22 protein-coding genes and 1 pseudogene are annotated in these 23,682 nt (G+C 70.3%); 14 read left to right on the top strand and 9 right to left on the bottom strand.

Annotation, left to right across the window (positions count from 1 at the left end):
- Positions 1-77: 77 nt before the first annotated feature.
- Positions 78-1,394, bottom strand: coding sequence for an NAD(P)/FAD-dependent oxidoreductase (locus tag ACP95_RS06450; RefSeq protein ID WP_049980420.1), 1,317 nt, complete (start codon positions 1,392-1,394; stop codon positions 78-80).
- A 144-nt stretch (positions 1,395-1,538) separates the two neighbouring features.
- Between ACP95_RS06450 and ACP95_RS06445 the strand changes: the two genes are divergently transcribed.
- Entirely contained in the window at positions 1,539-2,876 is a 1,338-nt protein-coding gene (locus ACP95_RS06445; protein WP_049980419.1) for a hemolysin family protein, read from the top strand.
- Positions 2,877-2,878: 2 nt separating this feature from the next.
- Here ACP95_RS06445 and ACP95_RS06440 read toward each other — a convergent pair whose 3' ends face one another.
- The 3 genes from ACP95_RS06440 to ACP95_RS06430 form a co-directional block, all read right to left on the bottom strand.
- Positions 2,879-3,640, bottom strand: a complete 762-nt coding sequence (locus ACP95_RS06440) for a class I SAM-dependent methyltransferase (RefSeq protein ID WP_049980418.1) — start codon at positions 3,638-3,640, stop codon at positions 2,879-2,881.
- Positions 3,640-4,938 (bottom strand): histidinol dehydrogenase, encoded by a 1,299-nt coding sequence (gene hisD / locus ACP95_RS06435; RefSeq protein ID WP_049980417.1) that lies wholly within the window; start codon positions 4,936-4,938, stop codon positions 3,640-3,642. The genes ACP95_RS06440 and hisD overlap by 1 nt, the downstream gene beginning before the upstream one ends.
- 165 nt (positions 4,939-5,103) lie before the next feature.
- Entirely contained in the window at positions 5,104-5,298 is a 195-nt protein-coding gene (locus ACP95_RS06430; RefSeq protein WP_049980416.1) for a cold-shock protein, read from the bottom strand.
- A 141-nt stretch (positions 5,299-5,439) separates the two neighbouring features.
- On the opposite strand from ACP95_RS06430, the gene ACP95_RS06425 reads away from it, so the two are divergent.
- Positions 5,440-6,063, top strand: coding sequence for a class I SAM-dependent methyltransferase (locus tag ACP95_RS06425; protein ID WP_049980415.1), 624 nt, complete (start codon positions 5,440-5,442; stop codon positions 6,061-6,063).
- Positions 6,064-6,111: 48 nt separating this feature from the next.
- On the opposite strand, the gene ACP95_RS06420 is transcribed toward ACP95_RS06425, so the two are convergent.
- Positions 6,112-6,522 (bottom strand): MaoC family dehydratase, encoded by a 411-nt coding sequence (locus tag ACP95_RS06420; protein WP_049980414.1) that lies wholly within the window; start codon positions 6,520-6,522, stop codon positions 6,112-6,114.
- Between the two features lie 88 nt (positions 6,523-6,610).
- Between ACP95_RS06420 and ACP95_RS06415 the strand changes: the two genes are divergently transcribed.
- Positions 6,611-7,417, top strand: a complete 807-nt coding sequence (locus tag ACP95_RS06415) for an alpha/beta fold hydrolase (RefSeq protein WP_049980413.1) — start codon at positions 6,611-6,613, stop codon at positions 7,415-7,417.
- Positions 7,410-9,002 (top strand): AMP-binding protein, encoded by a 1,593-nt coding sequence (locus tag ACP95_RS06410; protein ID WP_049980412.1) that lies wholly within the window; start codon positions 7,410-7,412, stop codon positions 9,000-9,002. The genes ACP95_RS06415 and ACP95_RS06410 overlap by 8 nt, the downstream gene beginning before the upstream one ends.
- A 15-nt stretch (positions 9,003-9,017) precedes the next feature.
- Here the strand turns inward: ACP95_RS06410 and ACP95_RS06405 are convergent, their stop codons facing one another.
- Positions 9,018-9,878, bottom strand: a complete 861-nt coding sequence (locus tag ACP95_RS06405) for an SDR family oxidoreductase (protein WP_049980411.1) — start codon at positions 9,876-9,878, stop codon at positions 9,018-9,020.
- A 129-nt stretch (positions 9,879-10,007) separates the two neighbouring features.
- On the opposite strand from ACP95_RS06405, the gene ACP95_RS06400 reads away from it, so the two are divergent.
- The 7 genes and pseudogenes from ACP95_RS06400 (at position 10,008) to ACP95_RS06370 (ending at position 17,048) form a co-directional block, all read left to right on the top strand.
- On the top strand, positions 10,008-10,709 hold the full coding sequence (locus tag ACP95_RS06400) for a helix-turn-helix domain-containing protein (RefSeq protein ID WP_049980410.1): 702 nt from the start codon (positions 10,008-10,010) through the stop codon (positions 10,707-10,709).
- A gap of 81 nt (positions 10,710-10,790) precedes the next feature.
- The gene (locus ACP95_RS06395; RefSeq protein ID WP_049980409.1) at positions 10,791-12,134 is read left to right on the top strand and encodes an ABC transporter substrate-binding protein; all 1,344 of its coding nucleotides are present in this window, start codon (positions 10,791-10,793) and stop codon (positions 12,132-12,134) included.
- Positions 12,135-12,977: an ABC transporter ATP-binding protein gene (locus tag ACP95_RS06390; RefSeq protein WP_049980408.1), complete on the top strand. Its 843-nt coding sequence runs from the start codon at positions 12,135-12,137 to the stop codon at positions 12,975-12,977. It begins immediately after the preceding gene.
- A pseudogene (locus ACP95_RS06385) lies at positions 12,974-13,671 on the top strand (ABC transporter ATP-binding protein). The gene ACP95_RS06390 and the pseudogene ACP95_RS06385 overlap by 4 nt, the downstream one beginning before the upstream one ends.
- Positions 13,668-14,681, top strand: a complete 1,014-nt coding sequence (locus tag ACP95_RS06380; protein WP_049980407.1) for a branched-chain amino acid ABC transporter permease — start codon at positions 13,668-13,670, stop codon at positions 14,679-14,681. The pseudogene ACP95_RS06385 and the gene ACP95_RS06380 overlap by 4 nt, the downstream one beginning before the upstream one ends.
- Positions 14,682-14,850: 169 nt before the next feature.
- Positions 14,851-16,005 carry a branched-chain amino acid ABC transporter permease gene (locus tag ACP95_RS06375; protein WP_049980447.1) on the top strand — a complete coding sequence of 385 codons (1,155 nt, stop codon included), beginning with the start codon at positions 14,851-14,853 and terminating at the stop codon, positions 16,003-16,005.
- Between the two features lie 29 nt (positions 16,006-16,034).
- The gene (locus ACP95_RS06370; RefSeq protein WP_049980406.1) at positions 16,035-17,048 is read left to right on the top strand and encodes a 3-oxoacyl-ACP synthase; all 1,014 of its coding nucleotides are present in this window, start codon (positions 16,035-16,037) and stop codon (positions 17,046-17,048) included.
- Between the two features lie 18 nt (positions 17,049-17,066).
- Here the strand turns inward: ACP95_RS06370 and ACP95_RS15685 are convergent, their stop codons facing one another.
- From ACP95_RS15685 to ACP95_RS06360, 3 genes are all read right to left on the bottom strand, one after another.
- A complete protein-coding gene (locus ACP95_RS15685; RefSeq protein ID WP_154018479.1) occupies positions 17,067-17,234 on the bottom strand; it encodes a hypothetical protein in 168 nt (55 codons plus the stop codon).
- Positions 17,235-17,656: 422 nt separating this feature from the next.
- Positions 17,657-18,403, bottom strand: coding sequence for a TrmB family transcriptional regulator (locus ACP95_RS06365; RefSeq protein ID WP_049980405.1), 747 nt, complete (start codon positions 18,401-18,403; stop codon positions 17,657-17,659).
- Between the two features lie 55 nt (positions 18,404-18,458).
- A complete protein-coding gene (locus ACP95_RS06360) occupies positions 18,459-21,914 on the bottom strand; it encodes an MMPL family transporter (RefSeq protein ID WP_082224606.1) in 3,456 nt (1,151 codons plus the stop codon).
- Between the two features lie 170 nt (positions 21,915-22,084).
- On the opposite strand from ACP95_RS06360, the gene ACP95_RS06355 reads away from it, so the two are divergent.
- The 3 genes from ACP95_RS06355 to ACP95_RS06345 all read left to right on the top strand — a co-directional run.
- Positions 22,085-22,516 (top strand): zinc ribbon domain-containing protein, encoded by a 432-nt coding sequence (locus tag ACP95_RS06355; protein ID WP_049980404.1) that lies wholly within the window; start codon positions 22,085-22,087, stop codon positions 22,514-22,516.
- 82 nt (positions 22,517-22,598) lie between these two features.
- Entirely contained in the window at positions 22,599-23,225 is a 627-nt protein-coding gene (locus ACP95_RS06350) for a TetR/AcrR family transcriptional regulator (protein WP_049980403.1), read from the top strand.
- A partial coding sequence (locus tag ACP95_RS06345) for an ABC transporter ATP-binding protein (protein ID WP_154018478.1) occupies positions 23,222-23,682 on the top strand: 461 nt, incomplete at its 3' end. The genes ACP95_RS06350 and ACP95_RS06345, both read left to right, overlap by 4 nt.

The raw sequence follows: 23,682 nt of genomic DNA, 5'->3' as shown, positions 1-23,682 counted from the left end.
GCGGTCGAAATTCGTCGCCGATCGAGGCCCCGACACACCAGCATACCGTCCGCGCCAAACCACCCGGATAGCCCGAATCAGTCCGCCTTCCGGTCGATCCGCTTCGCGCACTCGAAGCCGGCGACGATGCCGCCGTCGAGGCTGCGCTCGGGGTACTGCGCCTCGCTGGCCATCCCGGCGTAGTAGAGCCCGTCCGCCACGTCGTCCTGTAGGTCGTAGGGGACGACCATGTCGAGGTAGCCCCGCTCGTAGATCGGCGCCGCCCGGGGCGCCTTCGCGAGGCGGAACTGTTCGACGTGATCCCGGTCGAACGCGGGGAACATCCCGTCGATGGCGTCGAGCCAGCGCTCCTCGATCGCGTCGTCGTCGGCCGTCGCGAGCCACTCATCGTCGCTCTGGACGTAGGAGGCCACGTAGAGGAGATGCTCCCCGCCGTAGCGCTCGGGCGGGACGAAGTTCGTGTGCTCGATCAGCGCGCCGAAGGGGGCGTCGTCGGCGACGTTGAGCCAGTACGTGTCGGTCAGCGGGCGGTCCATCGTCACCACCGCACAGACCGCGCCCTGGAAGTCGATCTCGCAGCGGTAGCCCGCGAGCTCCTCGAGCACGTTGGGCATCGTCGCCACCACGACGCCGTCGGTGTCGTGGGTCGTCTTCTCCCCGGCGGCCTCGGTGGTTACCGTCGTCACCGCGCCGTCCTCGATGCCGAGGTCGGTGACCCGCGTGTTCGTCCGGACGGTGTCGCGCCCGACGGCGTCGACGAGGGGGTCGAGCAGCGCGTCGAACCCGCCGTCGGGGTAGCCCAGGATCTCCCCGCGGAGCAGGTCGCGCTCGCCCCGGAACTTGATCCGGCCGAGCAGCCACGCCGCGCTCACGTCCTCCTTCCGGTCGCCGAACTTCGCGTCGAGCAGCGGCTCGAAGAAGTTCTCGTACACGCCGCGGGTGGTGTGCTCGAGCAGGAACTGCTTGATCGGCACGTCCTCGAACTCGCTGAGGTCGTCGTACGTGTCGAACGAGGGGACCCCGCCGCGCACGTCGATCTCCATCGTGAGCATCCCGAGCCGGAAGATGTCGTACACGCTCATGTGCGGGTAGGCCAGGATCTCCCACGGCGTGTCCATCGGGTGGGCCTCGCCGTCGACGTAGTAGGCGTTCTTCCCGAGGCGCCACTCGATCCGGTCGCCGACGCCGAGCTCCTCGGCGAGGGCGACGATCGTCTCCTCGGACTTCGAGAGGTGGTGGTAGAACTTCTCGATCGGGTCGCCGGCGGTCTCGTAGCTCGCCGCGAGCCCGCCGAGATCGCCGCTCCCCTCGAGGATCGCCACCTCGTGGCCGCGCTGCTGGAGGCTGTACGCGGCCGCGAGTCCGGCGATACCGCCGCCGACGACGTGGTACATACTGAGAGGACGGGGTGGGCGAAGGAAAAACCCTCCCGGTCCCGCCGGCGGTCGTCGACGCCGCCCGGGGGCGACCCTTTTTGTCCGATGCGGCGGAGAGACCCGTATGGAGTCACACACCAACGTCGCCGACGGACGAGCGCGATGGTAGAGCTCGCGCTGTCGCTGGGGCGGCTCGCCCTCGCGCTGTTTCTGGTCGTGCTGAACGGCTTCTTCGTCGCCGCGGAGTTCGCCTTCGTCAGGGTGCGCGCCACCTCCGTCGAACAGCTCGCCGAGGAGGGGCGGGCCGGCGCGGGCGCGCTGCAGGACGTGATGACCGACCTCGACAACTACCTCGCGGTCACCCAGCTGGGGATCACCCTCGCCTCGCTGGGGCTGGGGTGGGCCGGCGAGCCCGCGATCGCGTCGCTGCTGGAGCCCGTCCTCGGCTCCCTGCTCCCGCCGGGGCTCGTCCACCTCGTCGCGATCGCGATCGGCTTCTCGATCATCACGTTCCTCCACGTCGTGTTCGGCGAGCTCGCGCCCAAGACGTTCGCGATCGCCCGGACCGAGCGCCTCTCGCTGCTGCTCGCGCCGCCGATGAAGCTGTTCTACCTGCTGTTCTACCCCGGGATCGTCGTGTTCAACGGCGCGGCCAACGCGTTCACGAGCGCGCTCGGCGTCGCGCCGGCCTCGGAGTCCGACGAGACGCTTGGGGAGCGGGAGATCCGCCGCGTCCTGGCTCGCTCCGGCGACGAAGGCGACGTCGACGTGGCGGAGGTCGCGATGATCGAGCGCGTGTTCGAGCTCGACGACACCGCCGTGCGCGAGGTGATGGTGCCGCTGCCGGACGTGATCAGCGTGCCCGCCGACGCGACGCTGGCCGACCTCCGCGAGACCGTCTTCGAGTGGGAGCACACCCGCTACCCGGTCGTCGCGTCCGACGACGCCACGCAGGTCGTCGGGTTCGTCGACGTGAAAGACGTGCTCCGCGCGAGCGAGACCGATCGGGAGGGGGAGGCGACCGCCGCCGACCTCGCCCGGGAGGTGCTCGTCGTGCCGGAGACGACGACGATCAACGACCTGCTGCTGCAGTTCCAGGCCGACGACCAGCAGATGGCCGCGGTCATCGACGAGTGGGGCGCCTTCGAGGGGATGGCCACCGTCGAGGACGTGGTCGAGGCCGTCGTCGGCGACCTGCGCGACGAGTTCGACGCCGACGACCGCGAGCACTCGATCCGCCAGGGCGAGGCCGGCGAGTTCGACGTCGACGGCGGCGTCACCATCTCGGCGGTCAACGACGCGCTTGGCACCGACCTCGACCACGAGGCGGTCGAAACGATCGCCGGCCTGATCCTCAGCCACCTCGACCGCGCGCCCGAACGCGGCGACAGCGTCGAGATCGACGGCTACGAGGCCGAGGTGACGAGCGTCGACGGCGCCCGGATCGAGACCGTCCGGATCGCCGAGCGCGGCGACGGCGACGAGGAGAACGAGAACTGAGCTCAGTTCCGCGCGACCAGTAGCGTCGTCGCGTCCCCGCCGAGCAGTCGCACGTCCGAGAGCCCGGCGGCCTCCGCAACCTCTCGCAGCGATTCGGCGTCGTGGACCGGGACGTGAACCGTCTCGCTTGTCGTCGCGGACTCGCCGCTCGACTCGTCGGTCGCGCGGTAGCCCGTTCGCAGGTCGACGCCGCCGTCGGCCGGCAGATCCGTCACTGAGCGCTCGAGCCGGTAGCCGCTGCCGGAGAGCACGCCGACCGACTCGACCGCGTCGCGGATCGCCGCCGCGTCGGTGACCGCCCGGAGGAGGAACGTCCCCGCGGGCGCGAGCCGCTCGGACGCAGTCTCGATCAGCGCCCCCGGGTCGTCGACGGCCGGCGGCGCCGCCGGCCCGGCCATCGCGACGACGGCGTCGAACGACTCGTCGGTCGGCGGGCGCAGGGGATCGCCGACCGCGACGCCCGCGGCGGGGGCGCGGTGGGCCGTGAACCGGAGCAGCTCGTGGTGGGCGTCGACGCCCAGCACGCGGTCGTAGCGGTCGCCCAGGTGGGCGAGCAGCGCGCCGACGCCGCAGCCGAGCTCGAGCGCGTCGCCGGACTCGGGCGTGAACGCCCGCACCGCCTCGAAGTCGCCGGCGACGCGCTCCTCGTCGGTCAGTCGGTCGAAGACGGGCGCGAGCGTCGTGTACAGCGAGTGCTCGCCGTCCGGATTCCGAAGCAGCCGCTCGCAGGCGTCGGCGAACGTGGGTGCGGCGGGTCGGGGCATCAGGCGGAGTCGCCGTCGTCGGCCTCGTCCTCGCGCAGTCGGACCCGGACGCTCTCGGCGTGGGCCTCCAGCCCCTCCGCCTCGGCGAGCGTGGTGACCGTCGGCGCGAGCTCGTCGAGCGCGTCGCGGTCGAGCCGCTGGACCGTCGAGGAGCGCAGGAACTCGTCGACGGAGAGGCCGCCGTGGACCTTCGCGCCGCCGCCGGTCGGCAGCACGTGGTTGGTGCCGGTCGCGTAGTCGCCCGCAGCGACAGGGGCGTACCCGCCGAGGAACACGCTACCGGCGTTGTCGATCCGGTCCAGCAGCGCCTCGTCGTCGTCGGCCTGGATCGACAGGTGCTCGGCGGCGTACTCCTCGGCGAACAGCACCGCTTCCGGCATCGAGCGCGCGACCAGCACGCCGGAGGCGTCGTTGTCGAGCGCCTCGCGGATGATCTCCTCGCGCTCGCGGCCGTCCGCCTGGCGGTCGATTTCGTCGACGACCGCGTCGGCCAAGTCCTCGTCGTCGGTGACGGCGACGACGCTGGCCTCGGGGTCGTGTTCGGCCTGCGCCAGCAGGTCGGCGGCGACGAACGCGGGGTCGGCGGTGTCGTCGGCCAGGACGAGGATCTCGCTCGGGCCCGCGAGGAAGTCGATCTCGACCTCGCCGCGGACCTCGGCTTTCGCGGCGGTGACCCAGGGGTTGCCCGGGCCGACGATCTTCTGGACCGCCTTCACCGTCTCGGTGCCGTACGCGAGCGCGCCGATCGCCTGCGCGCCGCCGACGGAGTACACCGCGTCGGCGCCGGCCTCGTGGACGGCGGCGAGGGTGACGGGGTTGATCTCCTCGGCGGGCGGCGTGGCGACGGCGACGTGGTCGACGCCCGCGACTTTCGCGGGCACGACGCCCATGATCGCGCTCGAGGGGTAGGCCGCGGTGCCGCCGGGGACGTACACGCCGACGCGGTCGATCGGTCGGAACCGGCGACCGAGCTCGCGGCCCTCGAACTCCTCGCGCCAGTCCGACGGGCGCTGTCGCTCGTGGAACGCCCGAACGTTCTCGATGGCGTCGCGGATGGCGTCGAGGGTGTCGTCGTCGACGTCGTCGACGGCACGCTCGGCCTCGGCGGTCACGTCGACGTTGGCGACCTCGACGCCGTCGAACTCCTTCGAGAACTCCCGGAGCGCCACGTCACCCTCCTCGCGCACCCGCGGCAGGATCTCGCGGACGTCCTCGCGGGCGCTCTCGACGCCGGCGTCCCGATCGAAGAAGGCCCGGCGCTCGGCCGTCGAGAGCTCCGCGATCGATCGTGGTTGCATGGCTCGGCGTTGCGCGGCGCGGCCTAAGGCGGTTGCGGATAGCCGACGCTTCCGGGGTAGCTGCCGCGACGACGCCAGACGGCGTCGCCGCTAGAACGTGTGAGTTCAGGGGTCCGCAACGCGGACGCCCGAATAGTTACTGCGCGGCGAAGAACCGAATCCGACTTACAGGCGGGTCAGGTTCGTCGCGCGGGGGCCCTTGTCGGCCTGTTCGATGTCGAACTCGACCTCCTGGCCCTCCTCCAGGTCGGGACCGCCGACGTCTTCCATGTGGAAGAACACGTCGTCGTCCGCGTCCTCAGTCTCGATGAATCCGTAACCGCCCGTGTCGTTGAAGAAATCAACCGTACCAGTCGCCATTACACTCCAACAAACCTGCCGACGGGTGTTAACCCCTTCGGTCCGTGCTCGTGAGAACGTCGGGGGTCGACGGCTCGCCCGCCGGATCCCCGCGCCCCCGGGCCGACGGGTCTTTACTCGCTCGTCCACGACCGACAGACAGTGAACCCAGAGGACGTGCGCGAGGAGTGGGCCGAGCGGACCGGCGAGTTCTCCCCGACGTACTACGCCCACAAGGGCCCCAACGAGGCCAGCGAACAGGTCCGTGACCTGCTGCTGCATTTCCTCGACCCCGCCGCGCGCGTCCTGGAGATCGGCTGTAGCTCCGGGCGCCACCTCGCGCACGTCCACGACGCCGGCTTCGAGGATCTCCACGGGATCGAGATCAACGCCGACGCGATCGACGTGCTCGGGGAGGAGTACCCCGGCCTCGCCGCCGACGCCGAGTTCCACGTCGGCGACGCCGGCGAGATCCTGCCCGCGTTCGACGACGGCGCGTTCGACGCCGTCTACACCGTCGAGACGCTCCAGCACATCCACCCCGACGATGCCGAGATGGTGTTCGACGAGGTGGCCCGAGTGACGGGCGACCTGCTGATCACGGTCGAGAACGAGTCCGCCCGCGGCGCGGGCGCCCGCGAGGACGCCGATGTCTCCTACGTCAACGACGAGTTCCCGCTGTACCACCGCGACTGGAAGGCGGTGTTCGAGGACCGAGGGTTCGCCCAGCTGCTCTCGGAGTCGAGCAAGCGCCGGGACACGCTGCGGGCGTTCCGCCGGCCGTAGTCGCCGCGGAACTGCGAGCGTTCTACTGCCTGCAGTCCCTCGCTGCCGCTACTCCTCGTGGGGCACCGACAGCAAGACCGCCTCGCCGTCGATAACGGTCTCCCCCTCGCCGTCGTCGACGACCTCGGCGACCGTCTCGACACGGACGCGGTCGTCGCCCAGGCCCTCCACGACCTCGACGGTCGCCCGGACGGTGTCGCCGGGCCGAACCGGAGCCTCGAAGTCCAAATCCTGCGAGAGGTAGACGATGTCGCCCGGGAGCGCGGCGAGCGCCGCGCTGATCAGCCCCGCACCGAGCATCCCGTGGGCGACGACGCCGCCGAAGAAGCCCTCGGCGGCGTACTCGGGGTCGGTGTGGAGGCGGTTCTCGTCGCCAGTCAGGTCGGCGTAGCGGTCGATCGTCTCCTCCGTGACTTCGCGCTGTACTTCGGCGTCGTCGCCGACGGCTGCGACAGGCATACCCCGAACCACCGGCGCCGCCACCGTAGCTGCCCCGGTTCACATGTGAATACGGCCCTTGATGGACGGGGCGGAACAGCGTAAGGGTATGCCAACCGCACACAACGGCGACGTGGCGCTCGCCTACGACCGGGCGGGGCCGCCGTCGGCGCCGACGGTCGTCTTCGTCGAGGGGCTCGGCTACGGCACGTGGATGTGGCAGTTCCAGCGCGACCCGCTCGCGGCCGACTACGACACGATCGTCTTCGACAACCGCGGGACCGGGGACTCCGACTGCCCGGAGGGGCCGTACACGATCGCCGAGATGGCCGACGACCTGGCGGCGGTGCTCGACGACGCCGGCGTCGAGTCGGCCCACGTCGTCGGCGCCAGTATGGGCGGGATGATCGCCCAGCGCTTCGCGCTCGATCACGGCCGCGCCGACTCGCTCTCGCTGCTCTGTACCTCCCACGGCGGCGAGGACGCGGTTCCCGTTCCGCCAGAGACGCAGGCGTACATGTTCGACGTACCCGAGGACGCCGACGAGCGCGAGGCGATCCGCTACAAGATGACGCCCGCGATCTCCGACGGGTTCGCCGAGGAGCACCCCGAACTGATCGAGGATATCGTCGACTGGCGGCTGGACTCCGACGCCAGCGAGGCCGGCCGGAACGCACAGGCCGCCGCCGTCCAGGCGTTCGACGCCGCCGACGAGCTCGCTGAGCTCTCGCTACCGACCCTGATCCTGCACGGCACCGACGACGAGGTGCTGCCCGTCGAGAACGCCCACGCGCTGCAGGAGCGACTCCCCCACGCCGAACTGGAACTGCTCGAGGGCGGCCCGCACCTGTTCTTCGTCGAGCAGGCCGACGCCGTGACCGACCGACTGCGGACGTTCCTCGACAGCCATGCCTGAGGGGTTCTCGCCTGTCCACAGCCACGGTTCCCGCCCGTACGACTGGGTCGGCGCGTGGAGCGAGAAACGCGCGGAGCTGTCGCCCGAGCGCGTCGGCCTCGTCGACGACACCACGGGTCGAGAGTTCACCTACGCCGACCTCGACGCGCGAGCGAACCGGACCGCCCGCCTGCTTCGGGAGCACGGCGTCGAGGACGGCGAGCGCGTCGCGGTGGTCTCCCGGAACCGTCCCGCGCTGGTCGACCTCTTCTTCGCCTGCGGGAAGACCGGCGGCGTGCTCGCGCCGCTCTCACACCGACTCGCGCCGCGGGAGCTCGGCGAACTGCTCGCCAACGTCGCCCCCGAGCTGCTGGTGGTCGAAGCGCCGTTCGCCGCGACCGTCGAGGACGCGCTCGCCCGCGTCGACGTGGCGCCGACGGTCCGCGCCCTGCCCGCGGAGGAGGCGGACGCCGATACACTCGACCACCCCACCCTCATCGACGAACGGCCCGACGACGACTCGCCCGTCGAGACGGCCGACCTGTCGATGGACGATCCCGCCCTCCTCCTCCACACCGGCGGCTCGACCGGGACGCCGAAGGAGACGGTGCTGACCCACGGCGGGCTGCTCTGGAACTCGTTCAACACGATCACCGCGTGGGGGCTGCGCGAGGACGACACCACGCCGATGGTGTTCCCGATGTTCCACACCGGCGGCTGGAACGTGCTCACGCTCCCGCTGTTCCACATGGGCGGCGAGGTCGTGATCGCCCGGGAGTTCGACCCCGGCGAGGTGCTCCACCTGGTCGAGTCGACGGACGCGTCGGTGCTCGTCGCCGTCCCCGCGGTGCTGCGGATGATGACCGAACACGACGACTGGGAACACACCGACCTCTCCACGCTGCGGTTCGCGAAGTCCGGCGGCGGCCCGTGTCGCGACGCGGTACTCCGGGAATGGTGGGACCGCGGCGTCGACCTCTCGCAGGGGTACGGCCTCACCGAGTGCGGGCCGAACAACTTCACAATGCCCGACGGCTGGCCCCGGGAGAAGGCCGACAGCGTCGGCGTGCCGGCGATGCACGTCGACGCCCGCGTCGTCGACGACGCCGGCGAGGCGGTCGAGCAGGGCGAGGTCGGCGAACTCGAACTCGCCTCACCCCACGCCGCCGATCGCTACTGGGGGAACGAGAGCGAGACGTGGGAGACGTTCGGCGCCACCGGCGACGCCGACGCGGGGTGGGTCTCGACGGGCGACCTCGTGCGCGTCGACGAGGACGGCTACTACTACATCGAGGGTCGGAAGAAGAACATGTTCGTCTCCGGCGGCGAGAACGTCTACCCCGCCGCCGTCGAGAACGCGATCACCGACCACCCGGAGATCGACGAGGCGGTCGTGATCCCGATCCCCGATGAGACGTGGGGCGAAGTCGGGAAGGCGGTCGTCGTCGGCGACGAGTCGCTGACGCTCGAGGAACTGACGGAGTTCTTGGATGGCCGCCTGGCGTCGTTCAAACACCCGAAAGCGCTCGCGTTCGTCGACGAGATGCCGACCTCCGGGCCGTCGAAGATCGACCGGAGCGCGGTCGACGAGCGGTTCGGGGAGTAGGCAGCCAGCAGGGAGCTACTCGTACGTCCCCGTCATCCCGCCGTCGAACAGCAGATCCCCGCCGTTGAGGTGTTTCGCGTGCCGCGAGAAGCCGAACACGAACAGGTTCGCCACCTCGACGGGGCTCATCATCCGCTTCGTCCGCGACTGCCCCAGCATCACGTCCTCGACGACCTCCTGCTCGGTCAGGCCGCGCTGGTCGGCCGTGTCCGGGATCTGCCCCGTCACCAGCGGCGTCGAGACGTACCCCGTCGACACCGAGAACGCCCGCACGTCGCCGTCACCCTCGGCGGCGAGTGACTGCGTGAGCCCGCGGATCCCGAACTTGCAGACGTTGTACGCCACCTTGTCGCTCGTGGTGTAGTGGCCGTGGACCGACGCCATGTTGCCGACGGCGCCGCCGCCGGCCTCGCGGATCCGCGGGAGCGCGTGCTTGGCCAGCAGCGTGGGCGCGCGGAGCATCACGTCCTGCATGCGGTCGTACTGCTCGGCGGGGAACTCCTCGATCGGCGCGACGTGCTGGAGCCCGGCGACGTTCGCGAGGAAGCGCAGGTCGCCGAGCTCGGCCGCCGCATCGACGACCCGCTCGAGGTCGTCGTCGTCGGTCAGGTCGCCCTCGATCGGGTGGATCGACCCCTCGGCGCCGAGGTCGGCCGCGCGGTCGACGGTTGCCGAGAGCCCGTCGGCGTCGACGTCCGTCGCGGCGACCGTGCAGCCGTTGGCCGCGAGCGCGACGGCGGTGGCCCGGCCGATCCCGGACGCGGCGCCGGTGACGAGTGCGACCGACCCGGCACCGTAGCGGTCGTCGTCGACGTCGAGCACGTTGTCGGCGGTGAGCTCCGGCCCGTCGGCGCCCGGGATGGGGTCGTCGGTCATGGCCCAGGGGTGTTCCCGAACGACCCAATAAGGGAGGGTTCAGGTGTGAACCCGCCTGGGGCGGATCGCCCCACGGAAACCCTTAACAGGGTCTAGGTGAATCGTTCATGATAGTACAGCACAGACGCCATGATCGACATCGCACTCGACATGCGGCAGTACGACTGCCCCTTCATCGACACGACCGACGACGCCGACCTGAGCTTCGCGGCGTCGTACTGGGAGTTCAACCCCGCGGCGGGGGAGCTCGAGACCCGCATGGTCGTGGAGGCGCCCGACCGCCACGAGCTCGATCAGGGGCTGTCGACGCTCCGCGACCACCGGGGGATGCAGGGGTTCGACCTCCTGGCCAAGCGCGACGGCGCGGCGCGCATCCGGACCACCATCGAGGAGACGAGTGCGATGCGCACGATCCGGCAGAACGACGGCTACGTCACCGGCCCGTTCTACATCGAGGACGGCCGGGAGACGTGGCACGTCGGCTTCGACAACGACGGGCTGGCCGACGGCGCGCTCTCGGGGCTGGAGCGCAACAACGACTTCTCGGTGCTCTCCCGGGAGGACACCAGCATCCCTGCGGTGTCCGAACTGATGAGCAACGCCGGCGCCGCGATGACGCTGATCGACGGCTGCCGGGAGCTCTCCGACACCGAGCGCGAGACGCTCGAAACCGCGGTCGAGGGCGGCTACTTCGAGAGCCCGCGGGACGCGACGCTGGGCGACCTCGCCGACGAGTTCGACGTGTCCAAACCCGCCGCCTCGAAGAACCTCCGCCGGGCCGAGCGAAAGCTGATCGACCGCGTCGTCGACGCCCTGGGCGAACTGGAGTAACCGCCCGATGGGCGCGCTGGGCGGGATTATTCACATGTTAACCCACCCATCCTTGGTGGGAGAGAGTCTCACGATGAGGATATGGCGCGAAAGCTATCCCGACGCGGAATGCTTCGAGCAACCGGCGCGGCCGGCGTCGCCGGCCTGGCAGGATGTACAGGCGCACTCGGCGGGGGCGGCGGGTCGATGAAGATCGGCGTGCTCCAGCCAGTATCGGGCGACCTGGGCTACTACGGCAAACAGGCGCTCTGGGGGTTCTTCTCCGGGTTGGCCTACAAGGGCGACACCGACCCGATCGCTGAGTCCACCACGGGCACGTACACCGCCACCGCCGGCGACACCGACTACGAACTGCTGGTACGTGACTCGAAGTTCAGCGCCGACACCGCGCAGTCGGCGGCGACGGATCTCGTCGAGAACGAGAGCGTCGACATGCTGTTCGGCACCGCGTCCTCCGGCGCGGCCAGCCGGGTGATCGACACCGTCGTCGACACCGCAGACGTGCCGTTCATGGCCGGGCCCGCGGCGTCGGCCGGGATCACCTCGAACGAGGGCACCTGTTCGGACATCGTGTTCCGGGCCTCCGAGAACACCGCGATGGACGCCCGCTCGGGCGGGAAGTACGTCGCCCAGGAGACCGACATCTCCTCGGTGTACCTGTTCGGCGCCGACTACTCCTTCGGGCGGGCGGTCGTCAACAACTACGAGGAGGTGCTGACGAACAACGGCGTCGAGATCGCCGGCAAGCGGTTCGTCCCGCAGGGGTACAGCGAGTGGGAGGGGCTGCTCGACAACGCCGAGGAGGCCGGCGCCGACGGCGTCGTCGGCGGCTTCACCGTCGCGACGCTGCCCGCGATGTTCACCTCCTACCTGCAGGGCGACTACAGCTACTCGGTGTTCGGCGGCCTCGCGACGCGTATCACCAACGCCGTCGTCGGCCAGACGCTCCAGCAGGCGCTGGGCGAGCCGCTGACCCAGGAGAAGATCGACAACTCCGGGCTCGGGCCGTTCACGACCCGCTACCACTGGAACCAGTACGACAACGAGATCAACGACACGTTCGTCGAGGAGTACACGAACGCCTACGGCACCGTACCCGACCTGTTCTCCGCGGGGACGTTCACCGCCGCCTCCGCGATCGTCCAGGCCGTCCAGTCCGCCGGCGCCACGGGCGGCGCCGACGTGGCCGAGGCGCTCCGGGGGATGACCGTCACGGACACGCCGAAAGGCGAGGACGGGTACACGTTCCAGGAGTACAACAACCAGGCCCGCTCCGCGATGACCGTCGCGGACCTCGCGCCCACCAGCGACGAGTGGAGCGACAGCTGGCAGGCCGCAATCCAGCCCGGCGAACCGCTCGCGACGATCGCGAAGGAGGAGACGACGATCCCCGCCGACGCGCCGGGGATGGACTGCTCGCTCTAGATGCTCCGCACCGCCGGACTGACCAAACGCTTCGGCGGGCTCACCGCCGTCGACGACGTCGACTTCCGGCTCCGCGAGGGGGAGCTCTGCTCGCTGATCGGCCCCAACGGCGCCGGCAAGACGACGTTTTTCGACCTGCTGACCGGCGCACTCGACCCGAGCGCCGGCAGCATCGAACTCCGCCGCGACGGTGAGTGGGAGCCGCTCACCGACGCCTCCCCGGCGGAAGTCGCGCAGGCGGGAGTCCACCGATCCTACCAGATCACGAACGTGTTCCCCGAGCGGACCGTGCTGGAGAACGTCCGCGTGGCCGCACAGGCCGCGGGGCCGAACGACTGGAAGGGGTGGCGCAACGCCAACGTCTTCGAGGAGCACATCGGCGAGGCCCACCGCATCCTCGACCGGGTGGGCCTCGACGCGCTGGCAGACCAGCCCGCCAGCGCGCTCTCCCACGGGGAGAAACGACAGCTGGAGGTCGGCATCGCGCTCGCGGGCGACCCGGACGTGCTGCTGCTCGACGAGCCCAACGCGGGCGTCTCGAGCGAGAGCGTCGACGACATCATCGACCTGATCGCCGACGTGGCCCGGGACCACGCGGTGCTGCTGGTCGAGCACAACATGGACATCGTGATGAACGTCTCCGACCGGATCGTCGTGCTGAACCAGGGCGCCGTCATCGCCGACGACGACCCCTCGGCCGTCCAGGGCGACCCCGCGGTGCAGCGGGCGTACCTCGGCGGCTATGGCGAGGAAGACGACGACGGCACACCCACGAGCGGGGCGACAGCCGGCGGGAGCGAGCAGGACGAAGGCTCGAACGGGGGAACGGAGGGAAGCGCATGAGCCTGCTCGAACTCGACGGCGTCGAGACGTACTACGGCGAGAGCCACATCCTCGAGGGCGTCGACCTCGAGATCGAGGAGGGCGAGGTGGTCGCGCTGATGGGGCGCAACGGCGTCGGCAAGACTACCACGCTGCGGAGCATCCTCCAGCTCACGCCGCCCCGTGAGGGGTCGATCCGCTACCGTGGCGAGGAGCTCGTCGGCAAGGAGACCCACGAGGTCGCCGACGCGGCGTGGGGTGGATCCCGGAGGACCGCCGGATGTTCAGCCAGCTCACCGTCGAGGAGAACGTCCGCATCGCCGTCCCGAAAGGCGGCGACGTGGACGCCGGCCTCGAACTGGCGTGGGACGCGTTCCCTGACCTCGCGGAGATCCGCGACCGCGACGCCGGCGACCTCTCGGGCGGCCAGCAGCAGATGCTCGCGATCGCCCGCGGGCTCGTGGGGGAGAACGACCTGCTGCTGGTCGACGAGCCCAGCGAGGGGCTGGCGCCGCTGATCGTCGAGGCCGTCCACGACGCGCTGGAGTCGGTGGCCGGCGAGACGACGATCCTGCTCGTCGAGCAGAACCTCCCGATGGCGCTCGACCTGGCGGACCGCTTCTACGTGCTTGACCACGGCGTCGTCGTCGACAGCGGCGACGCCGACGAGGTGTCGACCGACTCCGAACGGCTCAGGAGGCATCTCTCCGCATGACGGGGGCCGTACTCACACCCCTGTTCGTCGACGCGCTCGGGGAGTTCTTCCGCCCGGGGACGCTGTCGGAGGTGTTCGTGAACGGGCTGTCGAAGGCCGTGCTGTACGCGATGATCGCCAGCGGGCTGACGCTCGTGTTCGGGCTGCTGGGTGTGCTCAACTTCGCCCACGGCTCGTTCACGATGCTCGGCGCGTACCTCGGCGGCCTGGTGATGGTGGTACTGGTCGGGAGCGCGACGGGCGACCTGGCTCGCGTGCTCTTTTTCCTGATCGGTACGCTGCTCGTCTTCGCCGCCATCGGCGCGCTCGGCGGCGCCGTCGAGGTCGGCTTGATCCGCCAGCTGTACGACCGACCGCCGATCTACCAGATCCTGCTCACGTTCGGGCTGGCGCTCGTGCTCGACGAGCTGGCGCGCATTATCGTCGCGTTCTACGGGCTGCAGCCGATCACCGACTGGCGCGACGCGCTGGGCACTAAGCCCGCGTTCATGGTCGACAACCTGGAGCTCGCCGGGCTGACGGTCTCGCCGCTCGCGCTGTTCCAGATCGGGTTCGGCGTCGTCACGATCGGCGCCGTCTGGCTGTTCCTCACCCGGACCCGCTACGGGATGGTCGTCCGGGCCGGCAGCGAGGACGACGAGATGACCGCCGCGCTGGGCATCGACGTGAACCGCGTGTTCACGACCGTGTTCGCGCTCGGCTCCGCGGTCGCCGGCGTCGCCGGCATGCTGCTGATGTGGGACCCCGTCTGGGGGGCGAGCCTCCCGCTCGCCCACGAGACGCTGCTGCCCGCGTTCGTCGTCGTGATCGTCGGCGGCCTCGGCACGTTCCGGGGCACCGTCGTCGCCGCCGGCCTCGTCGGCATGGTCGACGCGACGATGACGTGGTGGTTCCAGAACGCGATCACGTTCACCGGTCTCCCCGAGATGATGATCTTCCTCGTACTCGTGCTGACGCTGATCGTACGGCCACAGGGACTGTTCGGCGTCGAGGAGGTGGGGGGCCATTAGCGACTCCACCTCCGACGCCCTCGACGAGGTCGACCCGACGACTCCCGACGAGGACGCCATAGCCGCCGCGAGCGGCACCGAGTGGTGGCGACGCTACCTCCGCGACCACACCGCCCACGCGCTCGTCGTGGCGGCGTTGGCGCTGTACCCGTTCGTCTACGCGCTGCTCGTGGCATCGCCGCTCGGCACCGAGGCCGAGACGCTGCTGCCGCGGGTCGACACGATGGTCGGGGTGTTCTACTTCGGCCTGTTCGCGATGTCGTTCGACTTCGTCTCGGGCTACACGGGCTACCTCTCCTTCGGCCACGCGATCTTCTACGGCACGGGCGCGTACTTCGTCGTGCTCGCGGCCAACGGGCAGGTGCCGCTGCTCGCGCCGGGGACGCCGTTCATGCTCATGCTGCTGCTGGCGGGGCTGCTCGCGGTCCTGATCGCGCTGGCGATCGGCGCGCTCTCCTTCCGGCTCTCGGGGGTGTACTTCGCGATGATCACCCTCGGGTTCGCCCAGGTCGCGTACGTGTTCGTCCGTGGCTGGGACTACGTGAGCGAGAACCCGAAGGACGGCGTCGCGGTGTCGACGGACGTCCACCCCGGCGGGTTCGACGTCGGCGTGCCGGGGATCGACGCGCTCAACCTCGAGATCGGCCGGCTCACCGGCGACACCGTGGAGTTCCTCTTCGTCTCGCTGTCGGGGACGGAGGTGTCGTACTACATGGTCGGGCTGGTGGTGCTGGTCTGCTACCTCGCGATGCAGCGGCTGATCCACTCGCCCTTTGGCACCGTGCTGCTGGCGATCCGCGAGAACGAGGAGCGCGCCGAGGCGGTCGGCTACGAGCCGTTCCAGTTCAAGCTCGCGGCGTTCGCGGTCAGCGGCTTCTTCGCCGCGGTCGCGGGCGGGCTCAGCGGCGGCTACGGCCGCTCGGTCGCCCCCGACAGCTCGATGTACTTCCTCGTCACCGGGGACGCGCTGCTGGCGTCGATCATCGGCGGCTTCGGCACGCTCGCCGGGCCGCTGTACGGCCGGCTGTTCGACGAGACCGTCCGGGAGTTCCTCTCGAAACGGGGCTCCGGCGGCGGCCTGCTGCCGTACCTCCGGGACCACCTCCCTGCGGGCGTGATGGAGGCCGACCTCGTCGGCGGGCTCACCGTCGGCGGCGCGATCGAGACGTTCCTCAACGGCCACGCCAGCCTCTACGTCGGCGTGATCTTCGTGCTGTTCGTGCTGTACGTCCCGAACGGCCTGCTCGGCACCGTCCGTGACCGCCTCGGCGGCACGGTCGCGAAACAGCTCCCCGACTACCTCGACCGCTACCGTCGGGACTGATCGGTCGGGGGTTTTCCACCTGCAACGCAATGACTGTCTCACTCACCGGCTACGGCCGCTACGTACCGCAGGAAACCATCTCCGGCGAGACGATCGCCGCGCGCTCGGGCATCCCCGAGGACGTGGTCGTCGAGAAGATGGGCGTCACGGAGAAACACGTCTGCCCGCCCGAGGACGACCACGTCACCGACATGGGCGTCGCCGCGGCCCGCGACGCGCTCGCCGACGCCGGCGTCGACGCCGCCGACGTGGATCTGGTGCTCTACCACGGCTCGGAGTACAAGGACCACGTCGTCTGGTCGGCGGCGGCGGACATCGCCGACCGCCTCGGCGCCGAGAACGCGTTCGCGACCGAGAGCTACTCGCTCTGTGCGGGCCAGCCCGTCGCGTTCCGGCAGGTCGCGGCCCAGATCCGGACGGGGGACGTGGACACCGCCCTCCTCGTCGGCGCCAGCCGCGAGGAGGATCTCGTCGACTACGCGGACACCGACGCCTCGTTCATGTTCAACTTCGGCTCGGGCGCGTGTGCGACCGTGCTCGAACGCGGCGCCGGCGACCGGGCACGGGCGACCCTGCACGGCCACGCCGCGACGACCGACGGCTCGTTCTCGCGGGACGTGATCATGCCCGCCGGCGGCTCGGAGCGCCCGCCGAGCGCGGCGACCGTCGACGCCGGGCTGCACACGCTGACGGTGCCCGACCCCGACGGGATGAAGGAGCGGCTCGGCGAGGTGAGCCTCGCGAACTTCCTCGACGTCGCCGACGACGCGCTCGCCGCGGCGGGGCTGGCCCGCGACGATATCGACTTCGTCGCGCTGACCCACATGAAGCGCTCGTTCCACGACTACCTCGTCGACGAACTCGGCGTCGGCGACGGCCACCAGTACCTCGACGAGTACGGCCACGTCCAGAGCGTCGACCAGGTGCTCGCGCTGGACGAGGGGCTCGAACGCGGACTGGTCGAGACCGGCGACGTCGTGCTGTTCCTCGCCGCCGGAACGGGATACACGTGGGCGGCGAGCGTGCTGCGCTGGGTCGACTGAGAGGGGGGCGAGCTACCGCTACAGCGCTATCCCCACGGCCACGCCTACGAGCAGGCCGGCGGCGGCCGTGGGGAACGCCGCCGCGAACAGCACGGCCAGCGGCAGGGCGGCGAACGGCAGCATCATCGCGAAGCTGGGTGGGTGGCGATACGGTCGGTGGTCGGGGTTCGGCGTCGGAGCGTACATCGGTGTGGAGGGGGTTCTGGTGCGTCAGCGGGGCGATACGAGCCACGTCGCCGTATCCAGCGATCCGGGCGTACGAGCCCGAACGAGTCGGGACCGGGACGGGTCCGTCGGGGGCGAACTACGTCAGCTCGCCCACCGGACGGCGGGGACGACGACGCGCGATCCGGGCCGGGAGCGCCCAGTCGACGACCGGGTAGCGGTCGCGCGACTGGGTCCCTGGCCGGGGAGAAGCACGCTCGTGGGGGTTCGTGAGTGCACGTCGTCGTCACCTCACTCTCAGGTAGTCGAGACGACAGTAAAAAGCTGAGTAGGGGTTGGTAACGTACGACGTGCCGGGAATCATCGAAACGATTGCGACTACTACTGTCGGGAGGATGTGAGCATCCGCGAGCGAAGCGAGGGAAGACCCCCCTAAAAGAGGTTCAGACGAACGCCTGCCGGATCACCGCCGCCAGCACGCGCGCGAAGCCGGTGCCGTCGCTCCAGAACGCCGACTCGCCAGCGACCGACTGCAGTTCGGCGGTCGGCCGCACGCTCAGCAGCACCGTGTCGCCGTCGATCAGCAGCACGCGCCCGACGCTGAGCTCCGGCGCGGCGTCCTCCACGTCGAGCGCCGACAGCCCCGCCTCGCTCGCCGCCTCGCGCACGGCCGCGTCGGCGCTGGCGACGGTCACGTCGACGCCCGCCGTGTCGGCGGCGGCGAGCGCGTCGGCCACGTCGCCGGCCAGCAGCTCCGGGTGGCTGGTCGCGAACAGCACCCGCTCGTCTGCCTCGCCGATCAGCGAGGTGATCCGGGCGGTGACGTTCTCCCGTCCCTCGGTCGTCCAGATCGCCTCCCGGTCGTCGGTGGGCGCCTGCTGGCCGCGCACGGTCTCCAGATGGTCGAACGCGTCCTCGGTGGTCGACCGGAGCCGGTCGTACAGCAGCTCCCGCGCCTCGTCGATGTCGACGGGCCGGTAGCGCGTGGGCGAGCCGTCCTGCACGTCGATCAGCCCCAGCTCCTCCAGCTCGTCGGCGGCGCCGTACACCTGCGAGCGGGGCACGTCCGCCACCTGGGCGATCTCGCTCGCGCTCGCGACGCCGAGCTTCTGGAGGCCGACGAACGTCCGGGCGGCGTACGTCGACAGCCCGAGTTCGGTGAGCGCCGCCGCGGCGTCGCCGTCGTCCATCACTCCTCCTCCTCGCGGGTCCAGGCCTGGTTCACGCGGTTGAGCTGGCCCTCGCTCAGCGCGCCCTGGTCGAAGCTGCCGTAGCGTCCTCGAGGTCGGCCGCCGACACCGTCCCGGCGGCGGTGACGCGCTCGAACACGTCGGTCACCACCTCGACCGTCTCGTCGCCCTCGATCTGGTAGTACTCGCCGTCGACCACGAGCGTGCCGTCGAAGCCGAACCGGTCGCCGTCGCCCGCGGACGCGGGGACGCTGGTCGTGTACTGCAGCGTCGGGTTCTCGCCGTCGAACGCGGCCGACACCACCGAGTCGGTCTCGGCGGTCCGGACCGGCTCCGGGGTCGCGTCCTCGACGGTGGGGCCCCCGCCGGCGCGCTCGTACAGCACCGCGCGGCCGTCGACGCCGTCGGTGTCGATCGTCACCGCGATCCGCTCGCCCGGCGCGACGACGCGGCGGTCGAGCGTCCGGGTCGCTCGCGGGCCGTCGCCCGCCGCCTGGGCGGCGGCGCCCGTCCCGCCCGCGCCCGTCGGTTCGTCACCGTCGTCCGGCGCGGGGAACACGCCGTCCGGGCCGACGTACTTCGTCCAGACCGCGAGCAGCGAGGGGAGCACCAGCACGCTCGCGAGGAACGCGTAGACGATGGTGAGCCCGGTGATCTGCCCGAACTGCTGGAGCGGCGGCAGGATCGCGAACACCAGCACGCCGAAGCCGCCGACGGTGGTGGCCGCCGAGCCGAGCAGTGCGCCGCCGGTGCCGGTGACCGCCCGCTCCATCGCCGTCCAGATCTCGCCGGTGCGCTCGAGCTCCTGGTTGTAGCGCTCGGAGAGGTGGATGCTGTAGGCGACACCGAGCCCGACGGTGAGGCTGGTGATCATCCCCGTGATGACGTTGAACGGGATCTCCAGCAGGTGCATCGTGCCCAGGATCCACGTCACGCTGAACGCGACCGGGAGCAGCGTCACCGCGCCCAGCGTCGCGCTCCCCTCGGTGATCCGGTAGGCGATCATCAGGAACACGAACGTCGCCACGAGCGTGATGATGAGGCTCTCGACGACGGTCTCGAGCAGCTGGTCCTGGACGATCTTGTTCAGCACCGCGCTGCCGGTGGCGGTCGCGTCCAGCCCGCCGCCGTCGACCTCGTCGGCGACGGCCCGCATCGACTCCGTCACCGCGTCGCCGCTCGCGCCGCCCTGGACGGAGATCACGATCCGCATCGCCTCGTACTCGCCGTCGTCACGCTCGATCACGCCCGCGGCGCGGTCGGGGGCGACCTCGTACAGCTCGTCGTACAGCGCCTCGAGGTTCCGGTCGGGCACGCCGTCGTCGTCGGTGTCCGCGGCCACGAACGACTCGTTGAACGACTCGTTCTCGGCGGCGACGGACTCCATCACCGACAGCGGGCTCTCGATCCGGGCCTCGCCGTTCGACAGCGTCTGGGTCACGTCGTCCTGGGCGGCGGCCTCGGCCTCGGCGGCGGCGACGCGCTCCAACACGTCGTCCTCGGTGAGCGCGCCGGAGCCGTTGCCGCGTATCAGGATCTGCGCCTGCGAGTCTTGGCGGACGAAGTTGTCGTTGACGTACTCCAGGTTCGCCTTCGCGGTGTACGTGCTCGGCGCGAACGGCTCGGGGAGGTCCTTCATCCAGTCGTCCGGGTCCTCCGCGATGAAGTCGGTCTGCTCGAAGGAGGTGTCGACCTGGGTCGCGCCGTAGCCGCCGCCCGCGCTGAGCAGCAGCGCGGCGACGATCACGAGGTACGGGCTCTTGCGTGCGGCGGTCGCGCCGACGGCGAGCACCGACGAGAACGCGCCGCCGCCGGTGCCGAACGCGCGCTTCCGGCGGTCGATCCCGCTGGCCTCGAGGAACTCGTCGAGTTCGACCTTCACGGCCGGGATCAGCAGGCCGAACACCAGCAGCGCCGCGGTGATCCCCGCCGCGCTCACGACGCCGAACTCCTGGATCGGCGGCACCGGGCTGGTGAGGTTCGAGAGGAACCCGATCACGGTCGTCGCGGTGACGTACAGCAGCGCGATGCCGACGCCGACCAGCGCGGTCCGCATCGATCCCCGTGGCGCGCTCTCGTCGCCGGTGGCGCGCTCCTCGCGGTGGCGCATGAAGATGTGGATCGCGTAGTCGATGCTCAGCCCGATCAACAGCACCGGGACGGCGATGAAGATCTGGTTGAACGCGATCCCGGTCCAGCCCATGAAGCCGAACGTCCACGCGAGCACCGCGCCGATGCCGAACAGCCCCAGCAGGATGTCGAGCACGTCGCGGTAGGCGACGATCAGCGCGAGCAGCACGAACACGATCGCCAGCGGGCCGACGATCAGCAGGCTGTCGGCCATCGAGTTGTTGATCTCGTCGAAGATGATCCCGGCGCCGAACACGAGGTACTCGCCGCCGTCGGCGTCGTCGGCGAGCGCCTGCATCGCGAGCTGGGCGTCGGTCACGTCGTCGCCGGCGGTCCCCTGGGAGGCCGACCCCTCGCCCTCCATCGTCACGATCAGCATCGTCGCCTCCGCCTCGGTGGAGCCGGGCTCGTAGTCGGTCGGCATCAGTGCGAACGGCCCTACGCCCTCGCCGCCGCCGCCGCCGTTCCCGGCGTCCTCGCCGAGCACCAGCTGGATGGTGTCGTGGAGCTCCGACTCGTTCATCGACCGGAGCTGCTCCTGCTGCTCCGCGAGCGTCGCGTTGGCGGCGTTGCGGTACTGCTGGCGCTCGGTGTCGAGTTCGTCGGCGAGTTCCTGCAGGCGGTCCGCGTCAGCCTGCAGTTCGTCGGCGCGCTGCTCCAGCGCGGCGTACTGGTCCTCGAGGACGCCGCGCGTCCCGAGCCGGTACGCCTGCTGGGCTTCCGCCTCTGACTCGGCGTTCCGAAGCTGCTCGGCGGCCCGCTCGAACGTCGCGGCGTCCTCGTCGGTGAACTCCACCGTCGTGTTCGCCTGCACGTCCGCGAACACGGCGTCGACGCTCGCGTCGGGGTTCTCCCGCAGCGTCGTCAGCCCCTCGCGGAGTAGACCGGCGGTCCGGGTGAGCGTCTCGTTGCGCTGCTCGACCGCCGCCCGCTCCTCGCTGACGCTCTCGTTGAGCGCCTGCAGTTCGGCGGCGGTCCGCTGGACGTCCTCGCCCTCATCGGCGCGGATCGACGCGATCGCGATGGCGTTCGCGATGCTCGTGGTGGGCCGGTCGCCCGACAGCGTCGCGTTGACGCTCTCGTTGTCGTGGAGGGTCTGCTGGTACTCGAGCAGCGCGACCAGCGACTGCTCGTCCAACACGTCGTCGTCGCGCTGGATCACCTGCGCGGTCGTCGTGTTCTCGTCGCCGGTCGAGAAGTTCTCCTCGGCGTAGTCGAGCGCGTCGCCCTCCGGCGACTCGCTCTGGAACTGATCGAGCGAGGAGGTCTGCTCGACCATCGCCGCCCCGCTGCCCAACACGACGGTCACCACCAGCATCACCGCGATCACGGCTTTGCTGTGGTCCATCACGGCGTCGACGACGGTGTCGACCCCCCTCATCCGTCCCTCCGTTCGCCCGCTCCACGCTGGTGAGACATCTGTCTGTACTCTCGTACTAACAGCCGGGGGTTAACCTTTCCGACTTCGTTGAACGGTCGTTCAGGATCCGGGGGTCGACGACGGCAGCCCCAGACGGAACCCATTTTGCTCGCCGGCCGCTCGACAGGGGTATGTCGCTGGTTCCGGAGCGGCTCCGGCCGTACCTGGCCGGGCTGCTCGGCACGCTCGCGACCGGCTTCGGCCACCTGTATCTGCGCCGCTGGCTGCGCGGGTTCGGCTGGATCGCGCTGGCGTTCGCGGCGACGATCGCGTTCGTCCCGGAGGGGACGCTCCAGACGATCAGCGCGGGCGAGGCGGTGGCCGACCAGGCCGACCTCTACCCCGCGATGATCATCCAGCTGGTCGGCGCGGTCGACGCGTTCGTGCTCGCGTACCGCGAGACGAGCGGGGGCGTCGACCCCGACGTCGACGTGCCGATCGTCTCCGACGCCGAATCGGACACGGTCTCCTGCCCCAACTGCGGGAAGGAGGTCGACGCCGACCTCGAGTTCTGTCACTGGTGTACCACCGAGTTCGCGGCGGCCGACTCCGACTCCGCCTGAGCGGCCCGCGAACCCGCGCTGACTCGTTCGGACCGGTTCGCGAACCGACACGCATATCCGGCTTACTGAACATTCAATCACCATGGGGGAGACACCGCCGTTCCTCGCGGACCCCGAGACCACCCGGGAGTCGATCATGCGGGCGACGTATCTCGCGCTGTGTGAACACGGCTACGCCGGGCTGACGATCCAGCGCATCGGCGAGTCCTTCGAGAAGAGCAAGTCGCTGCTGTACCACCACTACGACGACAAGGACGAGCTCCTGCTCGCCTTCTTGCAGTTCATGCTCGAGGAACACGAGTCGTGGGTTCCGGAGTCGACCGACGACGGCCCGCGCGAGCGCCTCGACGCCGTGATCGACGCGATGCTCCCCCCCGAACTCGCCGCGGAGCACCACGGGTTCACCGCCGCGATGGTCGAACTCCGCGCCCAGGCCGCCCACGACGAGCGCTACCGCGACCAGTTCGCCGAGCACGACCGCGTGTTCCAGGCCCACCTCGTCGACGTGATCGAGGACGGGATCGAGGCGGGGCAGTTCCGCGACGTCGACGCCGAGGCCGTCGCGGCGTTCCTCGGCACCACCGTCGCGGGCGCGATGACGCGCCGGGTTACCGGCGGCGGCGACCGGGCGGCGACGACCACCCGCGAGGCGCTCGAGAGCTACGTCGACCGCGTCCTGCTGGCCGACGAAACGGAGGCCGAGGCATGACCGACGCCGCCGTCGAACTGCGAGACGTCCGCAAGACGTACCGGATGGGTGACCAGACCGTCCACGCGCTCGACGGCGTCTCCCTCACGATCGACCGGGGCTCCTACACCGCCGTGATGGGGCCCAGCGGCTCCGGGAAGTCGACGCTGATGAACGTCGTCGGCTGTCTCGACACGCCCACCGAGGGCGTCGTCGAGGTCGACGGCGTCGACGTGACCCAACTCTCCGACGCCGAGCGCACGGCGCTGCGGGGCGACGAGATCGGGTTCGTGTTCCAGACGTTCAACCTCATGCCCCAGCAGACCGCCCGCGAGAACGTCGAGCTCCCGATGACGTTCCAGGGCGTCGCCCGACGGGAACGCCGCGAGCGCGCGACCGAACTGCTCGAGAGCGTCGGGCTGGGCGACCGACTCGACCACCGCCCGAACGAGCTCTCGGGCGGCCAGCGCCAGCGCGT

It is taken from the genome of Halolamina rubra (assembly GCF_000739555.1).
In the GTDB taxonomy this organism is placed as follows: Archaea; Halobacteriota; Halobacteria; order Halobacteriales; family Haloferacaceae; genus Halolamina; species Halolamina rubra.
This window is presented reverse-complemented; position numbering and strand designations above follow the sequence as displayed.

Bases quoted from the DNA above. Each gene is read 5' to 3' on its own strand.
- ACP95_RS06450 (WP_049980420.1), bottom strand. From the start codon at position 1,394: ATGTACCACGTCGTCGGCGGCGGTATCGCCGGACTCGCGGCCGCGTAC.
- ACP95_RS06390 (WP_049980408.1), top strand. From the start codon at position 12,135: ATGCTCCGCACCGCCGGACTGACCAAACGCTTCGGCGGGCTCACCGCC.
- ACP95_RS06355 (WP_049980404.1), top strand. From the start codon at position 22,085: ATGTCGCTGGTTCCGGAGCGGCTCCGGCCGTACCTGGCCGGGCTGCTC.
- ACP95_RS06405 (WP_049980411.1), bottom strand. From the start codon at position 9,878: ATGACCGACGACCCCATCCCGGGCGCCGACGGGCCGGAGCTCACCGCC.
- ACP95_RS06380 (WP_049980407.1), top strand. From the start codon at position 13,668: ATGACGGGGGCCGTACTCACACCCCTGTTCGTCGACGCGCTCGGGGAG.
- ACP95_RS06395 (WP_049980409.1), top strand. From the start codon at position 10,791: ATGGCGCGAAAGCTATCCCGACGCGGAATGCTTCGAGCAACCGGCGCG.
- ACP95_RS06410 (WP_049980412.1), top strand. From the start codon at position 7,410: ATGCCTGAGGGGTTCTCGCCTGTCCACAGCCACGGTTCCCGCCCGTAC.
- ACP95_RS06400 (WP_049980410.1), top strand. From the start codon at position 10,008: ATGATCGACATCGCACTCGACATGCGGCAGTACGACTGCCCCTTCATC.
- ACP95_RS06350 (WP_049980403.1), top strand. From the start codon at position 22,599: ATGGGGGAGACACCGCCGTTCCTCGCGGACCCCGAGACCACCCGGGAG.
- ACP95_RS06415 (WP_049980413.1), top strand. From the start codon at position 6,611: ATGCCAACCGCACACAACGGCGACGTGGCGCTCGCCTACGACCGGGCG.
- ACP95_RS06420 (WP_049980414.1), bottom strand. From the start codon at position 6,522: ATGCCTGTCGCAGCCGTCGGCGACGACGCCGAAGTACAGCGCGAAGTC.
- ACP95_RS06430 (WP_049980416.1), bottom strand. From the start codon at position 5,298: ATGGCGACTGGTACGGTTGATTTCTTCAACGACACGGGCGGTTACGGA.
- ACP95_RS06360 (WP_082224606.1), bottom strand. From the start codon at position 21,914: ATGAGGGGGGTCGACACCGTCGTCGACGCCGTGATGGACCACAGCAAA.
- hisD (WP_049980417.1), bottom strand. From the start codon at position 4,938: ATGCAACCACGATCGATCGCGGAGCTCTCGACGGCCGAGCGCCGGGCC.
- ACP95_RS15685 (WP_154018479.1), bottom strand. From the start codon at position 17,234: ATGTACGCTCCGACGCCGAACCCCGACCACCGACCGTATCGCCACCCA.
- ACP95_RS06440 (WP_049980418.1), bottom strand. From the start codon at position 3,640: ATGCCCCGACCCGCCGCACCCACGTTCGCCGACGCCTGCGAGCGGCTG.
- ACP95_RS06370 (WP_049980406.1), top strand. From the start codon at position 16,035: ATGACTGTCTCACTCACCGGCTACGGCCGCTACGTACCGCAGGAAACC.
- ACP95_RS06445 (WP_049980419.1), top strand. From the start codon at position 1,539: ATGGTAGAGCTCGCGCTGTCGCTGGGGCGGCTCGCCCTCGCGCTGTTT.
- ACP95_RS06365 (WP_049980405.1), bottom strand. From the start codon at position 18,403: ATGGACGACGGCGACGCCGCGGCGGCGCTCACCGAACTCGGGCTGTCG.